General features: G+C 56.1%; 16 protein-coding genes. 8 read left to right on the top strand and 8 right to left on the bottom strand.

Going from position 1 to position 15,383, the window contains the following annotated elements; translation table 11 throughout:
* Nucleotides 1-89 precede the first annotated feature (89 nt).
* Together AC2FAK_RS03690 and AC2FAK_RS03695 are read right to left on the bottom strand one after the other, a co-directional pair.
* Entirely contained in the window at nt 90-749 is a 660-nt protein-coding gene (locus AC2FAK_RS03690; RefSeq protein ID WP_038984664.1) for a fumarylacetoacetate hydrolase family protein, read from the bottom strand.
* Nucleotides 750-796: 47 nt separating this feature from the next.
* On the bottom strand, nt 797-1,072 hold the full coding sequence (locus tag AC2FAK_RS03695) for a YcgL domain-containing protein (protein ID WP_013096146.1): 276 nt from the start codon (nt 1,070-1,072) through the stop codon (nt 797-799).
* Nucleotides 1,073-1,195: 123 nt separating this feature from the next.
* Between AC2FAK_RS03695 and minC the strand changes: the two genes are divergently transcribed.
* Genes minC through minE form a run of 3 tightly spaced genes read left to right on the top strand, consistent with a single transcriptional unit; the run spans nt 1,196 to nt 3,012 of the window.
* A complete protein-coding gene (minC, locus tag AC2FAK_RS03700) occupies nt 1,196-1,903 on the top strand; it encodes a septum site-determining protein MinC (RefSeq protein WP_020690845.1) in 708 nt (235 codons plus the stop codon).
* A gap of 23 nt (nt 1,904-1,926) precedes the next feature.
* Nucleotides 1,927-2,739: a septum site-determining protein MinD gene (gene minD, locus AC2FAK_RS03705; RefSeq protein ID WP_013096144.1), complete on the top strand. Its 813-nt coding sequence runs from the start codon at nt 1,927-1,929 to the stop codon at nt 2,737-2,739.
* 3 nt (nt 2,740-2,742) lie between these two features.
* Nucleotides 2,743-3,012, top strand: coding sequence for a cell division topological specificity factor MinE (gene minE / locus AC2FAK_RS03710; RefSeq protein ID WP_008500504.1), 270 nt, complete (start codon nt 2,743-2,745; stop codon nt 3,010-3,012).
* Between the two features lie 73 nt (nt 3,013-3,085).
* On the opposite strand, the gene rnd is transcribed toward minE, so the two are convergent.
* The 5 genes from rnd to yoaA form a co-directional block, all read right to left on the bottom strand.
* On the bottom strand, nt 3,086-4,213 hold the full coding sequence (gene rnd, locus AC2FAK_RS03715) for a ribonuclease D (protein ID WP_029882295.1): 1,128 nt from the start codon (nt 4,211-4,213) through the stop codon (nt 3,086-3,088).
* 71 nt (nt 4,214-4,284) lie between these two features.
* Nucleotides 4,285-5,970: a long-chain-fatty-acid--CoA ligase FadD gene (fadD, locus tag AC2FAK_RS03720; protein ID WP_141236754.1), complete on the bottom strand. Its 1,686-nt coding sequence runs from the start codon at nt 5,968-5,970 to the stop codon at nt 4,285-4,287.
* A 204-nt stretch (nt 5,971-6,174) separates the two neighbouring features.
* Nucleotides 6,175-6,756, bottom strand: a complete 582-nt coding sequence (locus AC2FAK_RS03725) for a Slp family lipoprotein (RefSeq protein ID WP_013096141.1) — start codon at nt 6,754-6,756, stop codon at nt 6,175-6,177.
* A gap of 37 nt (nt 6,757-6,793) precedes the next feature.
* Nucleotides 6,794-7,489 carry a tRNA (adenosine(37)-N6)-threonylcarbamoyltransferase complex dimerization subunit type 1 TsaB gene (gene tsaB / locus AC2FAK_RS03730; protein WP_047023047.1) on the bottom strand — a complete coding sequence of 232 codons (696 nt, stop codon included), beginning with the start codon at nt 7,487-7,489 and terminating at the stop codon, nt 6,794-6,796.
* A 66-nt stretch (nt 7,490-7,555) separates the two neighbouring features.
* Nucleotides 7,556-9,466 carry a DNA repair helicase YoaA gene (gene yoaA, locus AC2FAK_RS03735; RefSeq protein ID WP_047023048.1) on the bottom strand — a complete coding sequence of 637 codons (1,911 nt, stop codon included), beginning with the start codon at nt 9,464-9,466 and terminating at the stop codon, nt 7,556-7,558.
* A 132-nt stretch (nt 9,467-9,598) separates the two neighbouring features.
* Here yoaA and AC2FAK_RS03740 point away from each other — a divergent pair, with 132 nt between their 5' ends.
* Nucleotides 9,599-9,943 (top strand): RidA family protein, encoded by a 345-nt coding sequence (locus AC2FAK_RS03740; RefSeq protein WP_013096138.1) that lies wholly within the window; start codon nt 9,599-9,601, stop codon nt 9,941-9,943.
* Between the two features lie 5 nt (nt 9,944-9,948).
* On the opposite strand, the gene AC2FAK_RS03745 is transcribed toward AC2FAK_RS03740, so the two are convergent.
* The gene (locus AC2FAK_RS03745) at nt 9,949-10,131 is read right to left on the bottom strand and encodes a YoaH family protein (protein ID WP_008500497.1); all 183 of its coding nucleotides are present in this window, start codon (nt 10,129-10,131) and stop codon (nt 9,949-9,951) included.
* Nucleotides 10,132-10,192: 61 nt separating this feature from the next.
* Here AC2FAK_RS03745 and pabB point away from each other — a divergent pair, with 61 nt between their 5' ends.
* The 4 genes from pabB (at nt 10,193) to AC2FAK_RS03765 (ending at nt 15,381) form a co-directional block, all read left to right on the top strand.
* Nucleotides 10,193-11,521: an aminodeoxychorismate synthase component 1 gene (gene pabB, locus AC2FAK_RS03750; protein WP_047023049.1), complete on the top strand. Its 1,329-nt coding sequence runs from the start codon at nt 10,193-10,195 to the stop codon at nt 11,519-11,521.
* Nucleotides 11,522-11,524: 3 nt separating this feature from the next.
* Nucleotides 11,525-12,103, top strand: a complete 579-nt coding sequence (locus AC2FAK_RS03755; protein WP_095454546.1) for a CoA pyrophosphatase — start codon at nt 11,525-11,527, stop codon at nt 12,101-12,103.
* Nucleotides 12,104-12,287: 184 nt separating this feature from the next.
* The gene (gene sdaA, locus AC2FAK_RS03760; protein ID WP_038419892.1) at nt 12,288-13,652 is read left to right on the top strand and encodes an L-serine ammonia-lyase; all 1,365 of its coding nucleotides are present in this window, start codon (nt 12,288-12,290) and stop codon (nt 13,650-13,652) included.
* A gap of 130 nt (nt 13,653-13,782) precedes the next feature.
* Entirely contained in the window at nt 13,783-15,381 is a 1,599-nt protein-coding gene (locus AC2FAK_RS03765) for an EAL domain-containing protein (RefSeq protein WP_038419893.1), read from the top strand.
* The last annotated feature ends 2 nt before the right edge of the window (nt 15,382-15,383 follow it).

Below are 15,383 nucleotides of genomic sequence, written 5' to 3' on the forward strand. Positions count from 1 at the left end.
GATGTCCACACGTCAAAAGAAAGCGCACCTTATAACGAGTCTGGCACGTTGATGCAAGTTTTGCCGCCCTGAGGGGCGGCAAAATGCGTTTACAGTACGCGGGTTTTCAGTGACAGGCCGTTAAAGCTCACGTCCAGTTCGTCTCCACCGTTAAGAGGGCCGACACCTTCTGGCGTACCGGTCAGGATCACATCACCCGGCTTAAGGGTAAAGAAGCGGCTCATATAGGCAATCAGCGGCACGATCTTATGGATCATATCTGCCGTGGTGCCCTGCTGGCGGATCTCACCGTTCACTTTCAGGCTGAGGGACGTGTTCTGTGGATCGCCGGTAAATTCGCCGACCGGAACAAAACCCGAGATCGGGCAGGCATTATCAAAGCCTTTGGCTTTTTCCCACGGCTGCCCTGCTTTCTTCAGCTTGCCCTGTACCTCACGCAGCGTCAGATCCAGCGCCACGCCGTAACCGGCGATAGCTTTTTGCACATGCTCTTCGGAGGCCTGGCGTAGCGTCGCGCCAATCAGCACCGCCAGCTCCACTTCATGATGCACAGAACCCAGTCCCTGCGGCAGTGCCAGCGGCTGGCGGATATCGCAAAGCGCGGTTTCTGGCTTAATGAACAGCACCGGCTCTTCTGGTGTCGCGCTGCCCATCTCCTGAATGTGTTTGGCATAATTGCTGCCCACGCAAACCACTTTGCTGACGGGATAATCCAGTAATGCACCTTGCCAGTTATGATGTTGATACATGGTCGACCCCTAAACGGTTGATGTGTTATGCCCGAAAACAGGTGAGGCTATTTTTTACCGGTCGCCTCAAGATGCTGTTTTAATAAATTCTCGGGAGGTGGCGGGAGCTGTAAATAATAGCCTTGCTCCGTTAAGGCCGTTTTAACTTTTTCCAGATCGGCGTTAACCAGTTTCTTACGACCGTCGAGCGGCAGCAGCATCGCCAGCTGAGGTCGGCCAAAGCTCTTCATTAATTCTTCTGGCACGCGGGAAAAATCGTCTTTCTTTTCGACATAAAGATAGGTCTGGTCGCGGCTTGTACTTCTGTAGATCACACAAAACATGTTTTTACTCTGAATTCATAGGTGGTTGCTTGCCTCAATATACTCCTGACTATAACATGCCTGATACTCTTCGGAATATCGCAGCGAGTGGTTGCGGTTAATAGCAAATTGAGTAAGGCCAGGATGTCAAACACGCCCATCGAGCTTAAAGGCAGTAGCTTCACCTTATCAGTGGTACATTTGCATGATGCAAAACCCGAGGTTATTCGTCAGGCGTTAGAAGACAAAATCGCTCAGGCTCCCGCCTTTCTGAAACACGCCCCTGTTGTTATCAATGTCAGCGGTCTGGAATCCCCGGTTAACTGGAAACAACTCCAGCAGGCCGTCTCCTCTACCGGTCTGCGCATTGTGGGCATCAGTGGCTGTAAAGATACTGAGCTGAAAGCGGAAATCGACCGTGCGGGACTGCCTCTTCTGAACGAAGGCAAAGAAAAAGCCCCACGTGCGGCCCCCGTTGCCGTTGAAACGCCCCCACCTGCGGTACAAAACGTTACCGCCCTCACAAAAACGCGAATGATTGATGTGCCGGTTCGTTCCGGACAGCGCATTTATGCACCAAACTGTGATCTAATTGTTACAAGCCACGTCAGCGCTGGCGCTGAGCTGATTGCAGATGGCAATATTCACGTTTACGGTATGATGCGTGGGCGTGCACTCGCTGGGGCGAGTGGCGATCGGGACGCACAAATATTTTGTACTCACCTGACAGCGGAACTGGTGTCCATCGCAGGTGAATATTGGCTGAGCGACAAGATCCCAGCCGAATTTTATGGCAAAGCGGCTCGTCTGCGACTGGCAGACGACGCGTTGACCGTTCAACCGTTGAATTGATCCCTTTTTAACAAGGAATTTCTATGGCACGCATTATTGTTGTTACTTCGGGTAAAGGAGGCGTTGGCAAGACCACCTCCAGCGCGGCCATCGCTACTGGTTTGGCCCAGAAGGGAAAGAAAACCGTCGTTATCGATTTCGATATCGGTCTGCGTAACCTCGACCTGATTATGGGTTGTGAACGTCGCGTCGTGTATGACTTCGTAAACGTGATTCAGGGCGATGCCACCCTTAACCAGGCGCTGATTAAAGACAAGCGCACCGAGAACCTTTATATCCTCCCGGCCTCTCAGACGCGTGACAAAGACGCCCTGACCCGCGAAGGGGTTGAAAAGGTGCTCGATGAGCTGAAAAAAATGGAGTTCGACTTCATTGTCTGTGACTCCCCTGCCGGTATCGAAACCGGTGCCCTGATGGCGCTCTATTTCGCTGATGAAGCGATCATCACCACGAACCCTGAAGTGTCATCCGTCCGTGACTCTGACCGCATTCTCGGGATCCTCGCATCCAAATCCCGCCGTGCGGAAAATGGCGAAGACCCGATTAAAGAGCACCTGCTGCTGACCCGCTATAACCCGGGCCGCGTAAACAAAGGTGACATGCTGAGCATGGAAGACGTGCTGGAGATCCTGCGCATTAAACTGGTGGGCGTTATCCCGGAAGACCAGTCCGTGCTGCGCGCCTCTAACCAGGGCGAGCCAGTGATCCTTGATACAACAGCAGATGCCGGTAAAGCGTATGCGGATACGGTTGACCGTCTGCTGGGAGAAGAACGTCCTTTCCGCTTCATTGAAGAAGAGAAGAAAGGTTTCCTCAAACGCCTGTTCGGAGGATAAGTTATGGCATTACTGGACTTTTTTCTCTCGCGGAAAAAGAACACCGCCAACATCGCAAAAGAACGACTGCAAATCATCGTTGCGGAGCGTCGTCGTAGCGACGCCGAGCCTCACTACCTGCCGCAGCTGCGCAAGGACATCCTGGAAGTGATCTGCAAATATGTGCAGATTGACCCGGAGATGGTCACCGTGCAGCTGGAGCAAAAAGACGGGGATATTTCGATTCTGGAGCTGAACGTTACGCTCCCGGAAGCGGAAGAGTCGCGTCCGTAGTTTTTGATTTCGTAGCCCCGGTAAGCGCAGCGCCACCGGGGGAATATGCCGGGTATATCGCCCGGCATATTGATTATCGTGGATACCCTTCCAGCAACGTATTCAGGCGATCGGCCATCAATTCCCCGCGCCAGCCCGCCATCATTTCCGGTAAGCCATTCTGCGGTTTCAGCTTCCAGTGCCAGTTCAGCAACTGGTTTATCTGACGACGTGATGCCAGCAGTTCGGCACTCAGTTTGCTTTCTGCCGCCACAGCCTGCACCAGCGCTTTAATATCTTTAAACGCTTTGCGGTAGCCCGGCATATCCATCAGATTCAGCAGCGGCTCTGGCAGTGCGTCATCCGGTATCTGCTGCGCTTTGGCCACCAGCGCGAGCAGCGTTTTTCCGTGAAAGCGGATTTCGCTGCCTGAAAGCCCAATGCTGTCCAGCTCACCCATGCTGCCTGGCATATAGCGTGCGACCGCCCACAGGTGCTCTTCGCGTACCACAAAGTTAACGGCCAAATCGCGTTCGCGCGCTTTACGCAGGCGCCAGTCCGCTAACAGTTGCAGGCAGGCCAGCTGACGCGTACGCAGCTGCCACGCATTGCTGATATCGCGCCAGGCCTCTTTCGGGTCAGCGATTTCCTGGCGACGCTGCTGCGTCATCCGGCACTCATCCAGTGCCGCGGGCAGCCAGCCGGAGGCTTCTGCCTCTTTCATCAGTTGTCCGGCAATCGGCAGCAGGTAAAATACGTCTGCCGCAGCGTAGTCCAGCTGACGCTCTGTGAGCGGGCGCGCCAGCCAGTCGGTACGGGATTCACTTTTATCCAGTGTCAGGCCGGTGTACTCCTCAACCATGGCGGCAAAGCCCCATGAAAGCGGACGATTGCTGAACGCGGCGAGGATCTGCGTGTCAATCAGCGGCTGCGGCATGATGCCAAACGTATTCAGAAAGACTTCCAGATCTTCACTGCCTGCGTGCAGATATTTGGTGACCGCAGTATCAAGCAGCAGGTCACGCATCGGCGTCCAGTCGGTAATGCCGAGCGGGTCAATCAGCGACACGTGTTTGCCGTCGTACATCTGAATCAAACCCAACTGCGGATAATACGTCCGGGTACGGACAAATTCGGTATCCAGGGCGATGGCAGGAAAGTCGCGCGTCACTTCGCACAGCGAAGCCAGCTCGTCGTTGGTCGTGATCATCTGGTAATTCAAAACGGTTTCTCTTTTGTTTGCGCCCATAAAAAACGCCGGCTAAACCGGCGTCTGGGCGATTAGCGTGAAGCTCAGGCCTTATTGTCCACTTTGGCACGGGCTTCGTCACGTAATTCTCGTCGTAATATCTTCCCGACGTTCGATTTCGGCAGCTCATCGCGGAACTCCACCAGCTTCGGCACTTTATAGCCGGTGAGCTGACGGCGGCAGAACGTGATGAGCTCCTCTTCGGTAAGAGAGACGTTTTTCTTCACCACAAAAATCTTCACTGCCTCGCCGCTGCTGCCGGAAGGTACGCCAACCGCGGCAACTTCAAGCACGCCGCTATGCTGCATCACCACATCTTCGATCTCATTCGGATAGACGTTAAATCCGGAGACGAGGATCATGTCTTTCTTACGATCGACAATGCGCAGGAAGCCCTCTTCGTCCATCACCGCGATATCACCGGTGTGCAGCCAGCCGTCTTTGATGATTTCGTCGGTGGCATCAGGACGCTGCCAGTAGCCCAGCATCACCTGTGGCCCTTTAACGCACAGTTCACCCGGCTCGCCCGGTGCAACTTCGTTGTCGTCATCATCCACCAGTTTGGCTTCCGTCGACGGTACGGGCAGGCCGATACTGCCGCTGTGATAGTCGATATCATGCGGATTGACGCTGACCAGCGGGGCGCATTCGGTCAGGCCATAGCCTTCGAGTAAATACTGGCCGGTGAGTTTCACCCAGCGCTCTGCCACCGCCTGCTGAACCGGCATTCCGCCGCCCGCAGAGAGGTGCAGCGTGGAGAAATCAAGCTGCTGGAACTCTTTGTTATTAAGCAGCGCGTTAAAAAGGGTATTGACCCCGGTCATGGCGGTGAACGGGTACTTCGCCAGCTCTTTAACCAGCCCCGGAATGTCGCGTGGGTTGGTGATCAGCACGTTCTGACCGCCCAGCTCAATAAACAGCAGGCAGTTCATGGTCAGCGCAAAAATGTGATAAAGCGGAAGCGCGGTGATGACCACCTCTTTGCCCGGATGCAGCAGCGGCCCGTAGGTCGCATTCACCTGCTCAAGGTTCGCCAGCATATTGCGGTGAGTCAGCATGGCGCCTTTGGCCACCCCGGTAGTCCCCCCGGTGTACTGCAGGAACGCAAGATCCTCTGACACCACTTCCGGTTTGACGTATTGCATACGATACCCGGCATGCAACGCGCGGCGGAAGGAGATGGCATCTGGCAGATGGTATTTCGGTACCAGACGTTTAATGTATTTGACGACAAAATTAACCAGCGTGCCCTTGGCGGTGGAGAGCTGATCCCCCATGCGCGTCAGGATGACGTGTTTAACCTGGGTTCTGTCGACCACTTTCTCCAGCGTGTGGGCAAAGTTTGAGACGATCACAATTGCGGTCGCGCCGCTGTCGTTCAGCTGATGCTCCAGTTCACGTGGGGTGTAGAGCGGGTTGACGTTGACGACAATCATCCCGGCCCGCAGGATACCAAATAACGCGACCGGGTATTGCAGCAGGTTCGGCATCATCAGCGCGACGCGATCCCCTTTTTGCAGCCCCAGCCCTTCCTGCAAATAGGCCGCGAACGCCCGACTCCGCTCCTCAAGCTTACGGAACGTCATTACCTCACCCATATTGATAAACGCGGGCTGATCGGCGTAACGCCTTACCGAGTGTTCAAATAATTCAACCAGGGATTGATAACGGTCAGGATTGATCTCCGCAGGCACATCTGCGGGATAACGGTTAAGCCAAACCTTGTTCAATGCATCACCTCTGAATTGAGTGTTCGTCGTCATCACAACCCCGATAATAAACAGTTTGTTAACATTATATTAACTCAGCGTACCAGTTTATTAATTGCCCAGATTTAAGGTTGCGAAGCGCGTCACTCTTTTTTTTCGTTTTAGCCGTAAAAAAAACAGAGACAGCGGCTGAGCCGCTGTCTCTTTTCTAACAATAACAGTAAGTTACTCAGTAACGATCGTCTGTACCTGCGCCGGACCCGGGTTATACCAGCCCCAGCCGGGGTAGCCGTAACGATACGGGTGCGGGCCCCACATCCACGGATCGACAGGCTGAGGCGGCATGATCACCTGCTGTGTCAGCCGCCAGCGTTTGTAGCCGTTAACCTGCATGGTCATAAATTTGTAAGGGGTTGTGCCGATTTTGCCCTGTGTCGTGCCGGTAATCGGCCCGACGACGGTCACCAGCTGTCCACGGAAATCAACCGGGTCGAGGAAGCCGCTGACATCGGCAAAAATGCGCCCGCGCGAGGTTTCGCCGAGGATCGGCCGCGCGCCGCTATCCAGTGGCACGGTGGCGATCTCCAGCCGGGTTTTCCCCTGCTGGTTTTGCACCTCAATCACCTTCCCGCCGAAGCGCGCTTCCTGACCGACGTAAAGCTCAGGGGCATTCATCACGCGAACCAGATCCTGCTGTGGCGTAGGGCTACTGCCCTTAATCGCATCAGGAACGGAAACGCATCCGCTCAGTGCTATGGCCACAGCGCCTGCCATAATTAGGCGTACTACTTTAGTCTGAACCGCCATGATGCGACTCCTTTTTCTCAGTTCCTGTTACTGAGATTCACTCGCGGCCTGGAAGTTTCTTCCACGCGACGGTGTTTCGCAAATAAACCGGCTCGGCATGTTCAACAGCCACGGTTTTTCCTGCTGCGAGCAGCTGGCAGGCCAGGGGAAGCATATCCTCTGCGGCAGGCAGAAGCATGTTGCCGTCCACCAGCGTTACGCCGGTACCGTTTGCCATGTCAGGCCATGCCGCCCAACCGGTCCCTACCGTCGCCCATTCACCGGAGAGGTTCTGCAACCGTTCGGTTACCGCTTCCGGCTTGAGCACCGCTTCCGTCTCTTCGCCGTGCCACACGCCCTGCGCGTCGCGGGTGTATTCAGCCCAGTAGACTTCGCCCATGCGGGCATCAATCGCTGCCAGCACACGGGTAGCACCGGTCATACGCCACGCGCCCTGCGCCATCGTCGCCAGGGTGGAAACACCGATCATCGGCAGGTCAGCGCCCAGCGCCAGCCCCTGCGCAATACCGATCCCAATGCGTACACCCGTAAAGCTGCCGGGGCCACGGCCAAAGGCCAGCGCATCGAGGTCGGTTAAGGTGGTGTTGCCCTGGGTCAAAATCGCTTTCACCAGGGGCAGAATACGTTGGGTGTGTTCTCGTGGGCACTCTTCGAAATGAGCAGAAATAGCACCGTCGTTCCACAGAGCAACGGAACACGCCTCTGTAGCGGTATCAATAGCCAGAATTCGCATCAGTCGTCGCGCTCTCGCAATGGTCAGTCACAAAATGGCGCGCATCTTAGCACACTCCCGGGCAAATTACTCCGCCGTTGGGTTGGCCAGGAAGCGAACCGCGCGTTTAATGTCCCGCGTACGCGGCGCGGGCGGCAGGCTGGCGAGGAAGGTCGCACCGTAGGGGCGCATCACCAGCCGGTTATCACAGATTACGAGCACGCCGCGGTCGTCCACGTCACGGATCAGGCGTCCTACCCCCTGTTTGAGGGTGATCACCGCGTCCGGCAGCTGTACCTCGTCGAAAGGATCGCCCCCGCGCAGACGGCAGTCTTCCATTCGCGCTTTGAGCAGCGGATCGTCCGGCGAGGTAAAAGGCAGTTTATCGATAATCACCAGCGACAGGGTATCGCCCCGCACGTCTACGCCTTCCCAGAAACTGCTGGTTGCCACCAGAAGCGCATTTCCGGCACTGACAAACTGCTGTAACAGTTGCCCTTTGCTGGTTTCCCCCTGCAGCAGCACCGGCAAGGTCATGGTGGCGCGGAACTGTTCTGCCAGGTCGCGCATCATGGCGTGAGAGGTGCAGAGCATAAAGCAGCGGCCATTGTTGGCCTCAATCATCGGCTTCAGCATGGCTGCCAGCAGGCGTGCGGCACCGGGCTGGTTGGGTAACGGCAGATTACGCGGCACGCAGAGCAGCGCCTGTCTTTCATAATCAAACGGGCTCGGCAGCAGCAGTGACTCCGCCTGTTCAATCCCGAGACGCTCGGTGAAGTGGTGCAGATCGTCATTCACCGACAGGGTCGCGGAGGTAAATATCCAGCTCCCCGGTTTTTGCGCCATCACCTCTTTGAATTTGTCTGCCACCGTCAGCGGCGTAAGCGCCAGGGTGAAATGACGCGAGGTGCATTCATACCAGTAGCTGTACCCCGGCTGGTTGATCTCCTTCAGGCGTTTCAGCCGCCCGCGATAGAGCGTGGCACGCTCGAAGGCAGCGTCCAGCAGCGCAGAACGGCCAAGCGACAGTTTCGCCACGTCGTAACAGAGTTCCAGCGCGTCATCCAGTAGCAGTAGCGCGCGCTGGATATTATTGTCCGCCAGCAGCTCGCGCAAATTGCCGCGGTAGCCCGGCTCGCCAAGCTGCAGGCGAAAATCCTGCGCGCTTTGCGCGAGGCGATCGGCACATTTTTGCAGCTGCTGGGTATCTTTTAATTCAGTGCGATAAGCAATGGTGAAATCTTTCGCCAGATCCAGCAGCTGGCGGCTGGAGAGCGACTGACCGAAATACTGGCTGGCGATATCCGGAAGCTGATGGGCTTCGTCGAAGATCATCACTTCCGCTTCAGGAATAAGTTCGCCAAAACCGCTGTCTTTCACCACCATATCCGCGAGAAACAGATGGTGGTTGACCACCACCACATCTGCATCCATCGCCGTTTTACGCGCTTTGACCACAAAACAGTCTTTATACAGCGGGCAGTCGCTGCCCAGACAGTTGTCATTGGTGCTGGTCACCAGCGGCCAGGCGGGAGAGTCTTCCGCCACGCTCGCGCAGGTGCTGATATCCCCCTCTTCCGTCTGGTTAGCCCAGGCGCGAAGGATGATCACATCACTCAGGGTCTGCACCGGCAGGTCGCCGCCCGCCAGCGCCTGCTGTTCGAGACGCTCCAGGCAGAGATAGTTGGAGCGCCCTTTCAGCAACGCCAGCCGCCCTTTGTATTTCAGCGCTTTTGCCACCGTCGGCAAATCACGGCTGTAGAGCTGATCCTGCAACGCCTTCGAGCCGGTAGAGATGATCACCTTCTTTTTCGCGCGCAGCGCCGGTGCAAGGTAAGCGTAGGTTTTTCCCGTGCCGGTTCCGGCCTCGACCACCAGCGGCTGTGCCTTATCGATAGCGCGAGCGACGGCATGCGCCATCTGACGCTGCGGTTCACGCGGTTTAAAACCGGGAATAGCCTGTGCTAACTGCCCTTCAGGGGAAAAATCGTCTGCCACGGTGTTCTCTCACTGTATTTTTGCACAGGGATTATGTCAGCCCATCCTCCCCTGTGCCACCCCAAATAGTGACGACGGCGAAACAATATGGCAGTCTTGCCGCCTGATGACGAAAGTAACGAGGAAACGTTTATGACAATTGTGCGCATTGATGCCGAAGCCCGCTGGTCTGATGTAGTCATTCATAACCAGACGCTCTATTACACTGGCGTGCCGTCCAATCTGGATGCGGATGCCTTTGAACAAACGGCTGACACCCTGGCGCAGATCGATGCGGTGCTGGAAAAGCAAGGCAGCGACAAATCGCGTATTCTGGATGCCACCATTTTCCTGGCGAATAAAGACGATTTTGCGGCCATGAACAAAGCCTGGGATGCGTGGGTGGTGGCGGGTCACGCGCCTGTACGTTGTACCGTACAGGCCACGCTGATGAAGCCGGAATACAAGGTAGAGATTAAGATTATCGCGGCTGTGTAAGCCGGTTACTCTTCATCTTCATCCTCGAAACGCGCCACGATCCGCTCGCCGGTATGGGTGGCGCGAAGTTCTTCCGCCACCTGAGAAATGGCCTGCCCGCTGCTCATCCCCTGGGACATCAGCTCCTGGATCCGCTCAACCGCTTTTTGCTGCTGCTCGTGGCTCAGAGAAGGTAAACCTGCAAACATCGTCAACTCCTGCTAAATTATTCGCGCTAATTATTTCACGCTGCCCGGTAGTATGCCACACATGAACATGCGCTTCCCCACTGTTATTACCCTGCCGTGGCGTACTGACGCCGCTGAATTCTGGTTTGCTCGTCTGAGCCATCTTCCCTGGGCGATGCTGCTGCATTCCGGCCATGCGGACCATCCTTACAGCCGCTTCGACATTGTGGTTGCTGACCCGGTGCGCACGGTGACATCCGAAAACCAGCCCTCCACGCACGATCCGCTGATCAAGCTTCAGGAGGCTATCGACGAGCTGGGTTTGTCTGCCACGCCGAACCCGGATCTTCCCTTCCAGGGCGGTGCGCTGGGCGTGTTTGGCTATGACCTTGGTCGCCGCTTTGAAACGCTGCCTTCCGTTGCGAAGGCGGATATTCCGCTGCCGGATATGGCGGTGGGACTTTACGACTGGGCGCTGATTGTCGATCACCATAAACAGGTGGTCTCCCTGCTCAGCCATTCGGATGTGGAGGCACGCCTGGCGTGGCTAAACGCGCAGCAGCCCGCAGCCGCGCCAGATTTCCGTCTGACCTCTGCGTGGCGTTCAAACATGACCCCGCAGACCTATGCGGAAAAATTCGCACGCGTGCAGGCGTATCTGCAAAGCGGTGATTGTTATCAGGTTAACCTTGCCCAGCGCTTCCAGGCGACGTATCAGGGCGATGAATGGCAGGCCTTTACCCGCCTCAATGCCAGCAACCGGGCACCTTTCAGTGCGTTTATCCGTCTCGATCAGGGCGCGATCCTGAGTCTTTCGCCTGAGCGGTTTATTCATCTGGCGGAAGGCAAGATCCAGACACGCCCGATTAAAGGGACCTTGCCGCGCCTGAGCGATCCGGCTGCCGACCGCCAGCAGGCGGAAAAGCTCGCCGCGTCACCGAAGGATCGCGCCGAAAATTTAATGATTGTCGACCTGATGCGCAACGACATTGGCCGGGTGGCGGTACCGGGCAGCGTTCGCGTGCCGGAGCTGTTCGTCGTCGAGCCTTTCCCGGCGGTGCACCATCTGGTCAGCACCATTACCGCACAGCTGCCGGCTTCGCGTACCCCCTGCGATCTTCTGCGCGCCGCGTTCCCGGGGGGCTCCATCACCGGCGCGCCAAAAGTGCGGGCGATGGAGATTATCGATGAGCTGGAACCGCACCGTCGCAACGCCTGGTGCGGCAGCATTGGCTACGTTAGCGTCTGCGGTACGCTGGATACCAGCATCACTATTCGCACCCTGACGGCCTGCGACGGCCAGCTTTACTGTTCCGCAGGCGGCGGAATTGTTGCTGACAGCCAGGTCGAGGCGGAATATCAGGAAACCTTTGATAAAGTTAACCGTATCCTGCAACAACTGGAGAACTGACGGGTGGAGAGAGAGAACCTGACGCTGGATGATTTTCTGTCGCGCTTTCAGCTTTTGCGGCCTCAGGTGAGCCGCGAAGCGCTTAATCAACGTCAGGCGGCGGTGCTGATCCCCGTGGTGCGTCGTGAGCAGCCCGGTTTGCTGCTGACCCAGCGCTCCCCTCATTTACGCAAACATGCCGGTCAGGTCGCTTTCCCCGGCGGCGCGGTAGACAGCAGCGATGCCTCGCTGATTGCCGCGGCGCTGCGTGAAGCGCAGGAAGAGGTGGCGATCCCACCGGAGGTCGTCGAGATTGTCGGCGTCCTCCCGCCGGTGGACAGCGTGACCGGTTTCCAGGTGACGCCGGTGGTGGGCATTATCCCGCCCGGCCTGCAGTATCACGCCAGTGTTGATGAGGTGTCTGCGGTGTTTGAAATGCCACTGGAAGAAGCCCTTCGCCTGAGCCGCTATCACCCGCTGGATATTCAGCGCCGTGGGCACGATCATCGGGTCTGGTTGTCCTGGTATCAGCATTATTTTGTCTGGGGCATGACGGCGGGCATCATTCGTGAACTGGCTCTGCAAATCGGCCTGAAGCCTTGACTATACTTTACATTCCACCCTCTTTTGTCAGGTTTGCGATCGGCGTCGCGCTATTAGCAAAACCATCGTTAACCATTAGTTTAATTCATGTGAATAGTTAAGCCGAGGTCGATGTTCCCTCTTACACTATGCGCAGTTATAACATCGTTACTGGAACCCCGGTAACCCTGTCAGGAGTGTGAAAGTGATTAGTATATTCGACATGTTCAAAGTGGGAATTGGCCCTTCGTCTTCCCATACTGTTGGGCCGATGAAGGCCGGTAAACAGTTCGTCGATGATCTGGTCGAAAAAGGATTACTGGAAAGCGTTACCCGTGTCGCCGTGGATGTCTACGGCTCACTGTCATTAACGGGTAAAGGCCACCACACCGATATCGCCATTATTATGGGTCTGGCGGGCAATATGCCGGACACTGTAGATATTGATGCCATCCCGGCATTCATCCGTGACGTGGAAGCGCGCGGTCGTCTGCTGCTGGCTAACGGCCAGCACGAAGTGGATTTCCCGCAGGATGACGGGATGCGTTTTCGTAGCGACAACCTGCCGCTGCATGAAAACGGCATGACCATCCATGCCTGGAATGGCGAAAAAGAGATTTACAGCAAAACGTACTACTCCATCGGCGGTGGATTCATCGTGGATGAAGAGCATTTCGGTAAAGAGAGCACTGGCGACGTCAACGTCCCGTATCCGTTCAAATCGGCCACCGAGATGTTGGGTTATTGCAAAGAGACCGGCCTGTCGCTGTCCGGCATGGTGATGCAGAACGAACTGGCACTGCACAGCAAAAAAGAGATCGAAGACTATTTTGCAAACGTATGGCAGACCATGCGCGCCTGTATCGATCGCGGGATGAACACCGAAGGTGTGCTGCCGGGTCCGCTGCGTGTACCGCGTCGTGCCTCTGCCCTGCGCCGCATGCTGGTGACCACCGATAAATTCTCCAACGATCCGATGAACGTGGTCGACTGGGTGAATATGTTCGCTCTGGCGGTTAACGAAGAAAACGCTGCCGGTGGCCGCGTGGTGACGGCGCCCACCAACGGTGCGTGCGGTATTGTTCCGGCGGTGCTGGCTTATTACGATCACTTTATTGAACCTGTTACGCCAGATATCTACATCCGTTACTTCCTGGCGGCAGGTGCCATTGGTGCCCTGTACAAAATGAACGCCTCTATCTCCGGCGCTGAAGTAGGATGCCAGGGTGAAGTGGGTGTGGCCTGTTCCATGGCGGCCGCTGGTCTGGCTGAACTGCTGGGCGCAAGCCCTGAGCAGGTTTGCGTGGCGGCGGAGATCGGTATGGAACATAACCTGGGCCTGACCTGTGACCCGGTTGCCGGGCAGGTGCAAGTACCGTGCATTGAGCGTAACGCCATTGCGTCGGTGAAAGCGATTAACGCCTCCCGTATGGCAATGCGCCGTACCAGCGAGCCTCGCGTGTCGCTGGATAAAGTTATTGAGACCATGTACGAAACCGGTAAAGACATGAACGCGAAGTACCGTGAGACTTCCCGTGGTGGTCTGGCCATTAAGGTACAGTGCGACTAATACCTCCCCTCGCCCATCTGCAACGGATGGGCGAAATTTCCTTCTGATTCTCGTCGCCTTTCACTTTCCCCACTACACTTTCACTGTTGCGTCTGGCTTTTGGGGCTGGAGGTGGATCAGGCGACCGTTCATGCAAACCGCACAAACGATCATTAAAAACTATCGCCGAAAACGCGTTATCGTCTGCGTGACGGTTGCGCTCCTTACGCTCATCCTGACGTTGGGCATTCGATTTATTTCACAGCGCAATGTTAATCAACAACGCATTGTCGATTTCGCCAGCCATACCGTTCGCTCACTTGAAAACGTCCTGCTTTCCCTGGATAACCGCCGACCGGAGTTGTTGGATCTTGTCGGCCAGCCGTGCCCGCAGGCGCATCTGACTCTGCGTAAGCAGGCCGCCATTTTACAGACCGTCCGCTCGATTACCCTGATTAAAGAGGGGATCCTCTACTGCTCCAGTATTTTTGGCAGTCGCGCCGTCCCGGTTCATGAATTATTTCCCGAACTGCCGTCAGGTCTGCCAAAACTGATTTTATCGACCGATAAGTGGCTGCTTAAAGGCAGCCCTATTCTTATCCAGTGGCACCCGACGTCACAACGCGGTGAAGAGGGGGTGATGGAGGTGATCAATATCGATCTCATCACCAGAATGATCCTTGAGCCGCCCCGCCCGCTTATCACTGACGTGGCGTTAACCGTGGGAGATCGCTCTTTACGCTACGGTCAAGGTATTACCGACGCGCTGAAGTTTAATGAGGCTGACTCGCGAATAGAGGAAGTCTCTACACGCTTTCCATTTACCATCACGGTCAGTGGGCCGGGTCCTGGCGCGCTGGCACTTAAAAGCCTGCCGGCACAGCTGCCGCTGGGGTTAATGCTGAGCCTGGTTCTGGGGTATCTGGCCTGGCTGGCCACAGCAAACCGGATGAGCTTCACGTGGGAAATCGATATGGGGATTGCGGCGCGGGAATTTGAGCTGTTCTGTCAGCCGCTGGTGAATGCCCGTACGCAGGAGTGTATCGGCGTGGAAATTCTTCTGCGCTGGAACAACCCGCGTCAGGGTTGGATCTCCCCGGAAGTGTTCATCCCCCTTGCAGAAGAACATAACCTTATTGTTCCCCTGACGCGCTACGTGATTGCCGAGACGGTACGCCAGATAGGCTACTTCCCTTCCCACCCGGGCTTTCACATCGGTATTAACGTGGCGGCCAGCCACTTCCGTCACGCCGTGCTACTTCAGGATCTGAACCGCTACTGGTTCAGTGCAAACCCGAGCCAGCGGCTGGTTATCGAACTCACCGAGCGTGACGCGCTGGTCGATGCAGATTATCGCATCGTGCGCGAGCTGCATCGCAAAGGGGTCAAACTGGCTATCGACGATTTTGGTACCGGCAACAGTTCGCTCTCCTGGCTTGAAAAGCTTCATCCTGACGTACTGAAAATCGACCAGTCCTTTACTACCGCCATTGGGACCGATGCCGTGAACTCAACGGTGACAGATATCATTATTGCGCTGGGTCAGCGGCTGAATATCGAGCTGGTTGCGGAAGGGGTCGAAACGGAGGAGCAGGCGCGCTACTTACGCCGACACGGTGTTCATACTCTGCAGGGGTATTTCTATGCGCGGCCGATGCCGCTGCGGGATTTTCCACAATGGCTGGCGGAGAGTTCACCTCCGCCAGCGCATCATAACGGGCACATCGTGCCCTTAATGCCGTTGCGTTAAGA

It is taken from the genome of Enterobacter cloacae complex sp. 394F7, from assembly GCF_057320385.1.

Coding starts and splice junctions, on each gene's coding strand:
- AC2FAK_RS03690 (WP_038984664.1), bottom strand. CDS start 749: ATGTATCAACATCATAACTGGCAAGGTGCATTACTGGATTATCCCGTC.
- AC2FAK_RS03695 (WP_013096146.1), bottom strand. CDS start 1,072: ATGTTTTGTGTGATCTACAGAAGTACAAGCCGCGACCAGACCTATCTT.
- minC (WP_020690845.1), top strand. CDS start 1,196: ATGTCAAACACGCCCATCGAGCTTAAAGGCAGTAGCTTCACCTTATCA.
- minD (WP_013096144.1), top strand. CDS start 1,927: ATGGCACGCATTATTGTTGTTACTTCGGGTAAAGGAGGCGTTGGCAAG.
- minE (WP_008500504.1), top strand. CDS start 2,743: ATGGCATTACTGGACTTTTTTCTCTCGCGGAAAAAGAACACCGCCAAC.
- AC2FAK_RS03725 (WP_013096141.1), bottom strand. CDS start 6,756: ATGGCGGTTCAGACTAAAGTAGTACGCCTAATTATGGCAGGCGCTGTG.
- tsaB (WP_047023047.1), bottom strand. CDS start 7,489: ATGCGAATTCTGGCTATTGATACCGCTACAGAGGCGTGTTCCGTTGCT.
- AC2FAK_RS03740 (WP_013096138.1), top strand. CDS start 9,599: ATGACAATTGTGCGCATTGATGCCGAAGCCCGCTGGTCTGATGTAGTC.
- AC2FAK_RS03745 (WP_008500497.1), bottom strand. CDS start 10,131: ATGTTTGCAGGTTTACCTTCTCTGAGCCACGAGCAGCAGCAAAAAGCG.
- pabB (WP_047023049.1), top strand. CDS start 10,193: ATGAACATGCGCTTCCCCACTGTTATTACCCTGCCGTGGCGTACTGAC.
- AC2FAK_RS03765 (WP_038419893.1), top strand. CDS start 13,783: ATGCAAACCGCACAAACGATCATTAAAAACTATCGCCGAAAACGCGTT.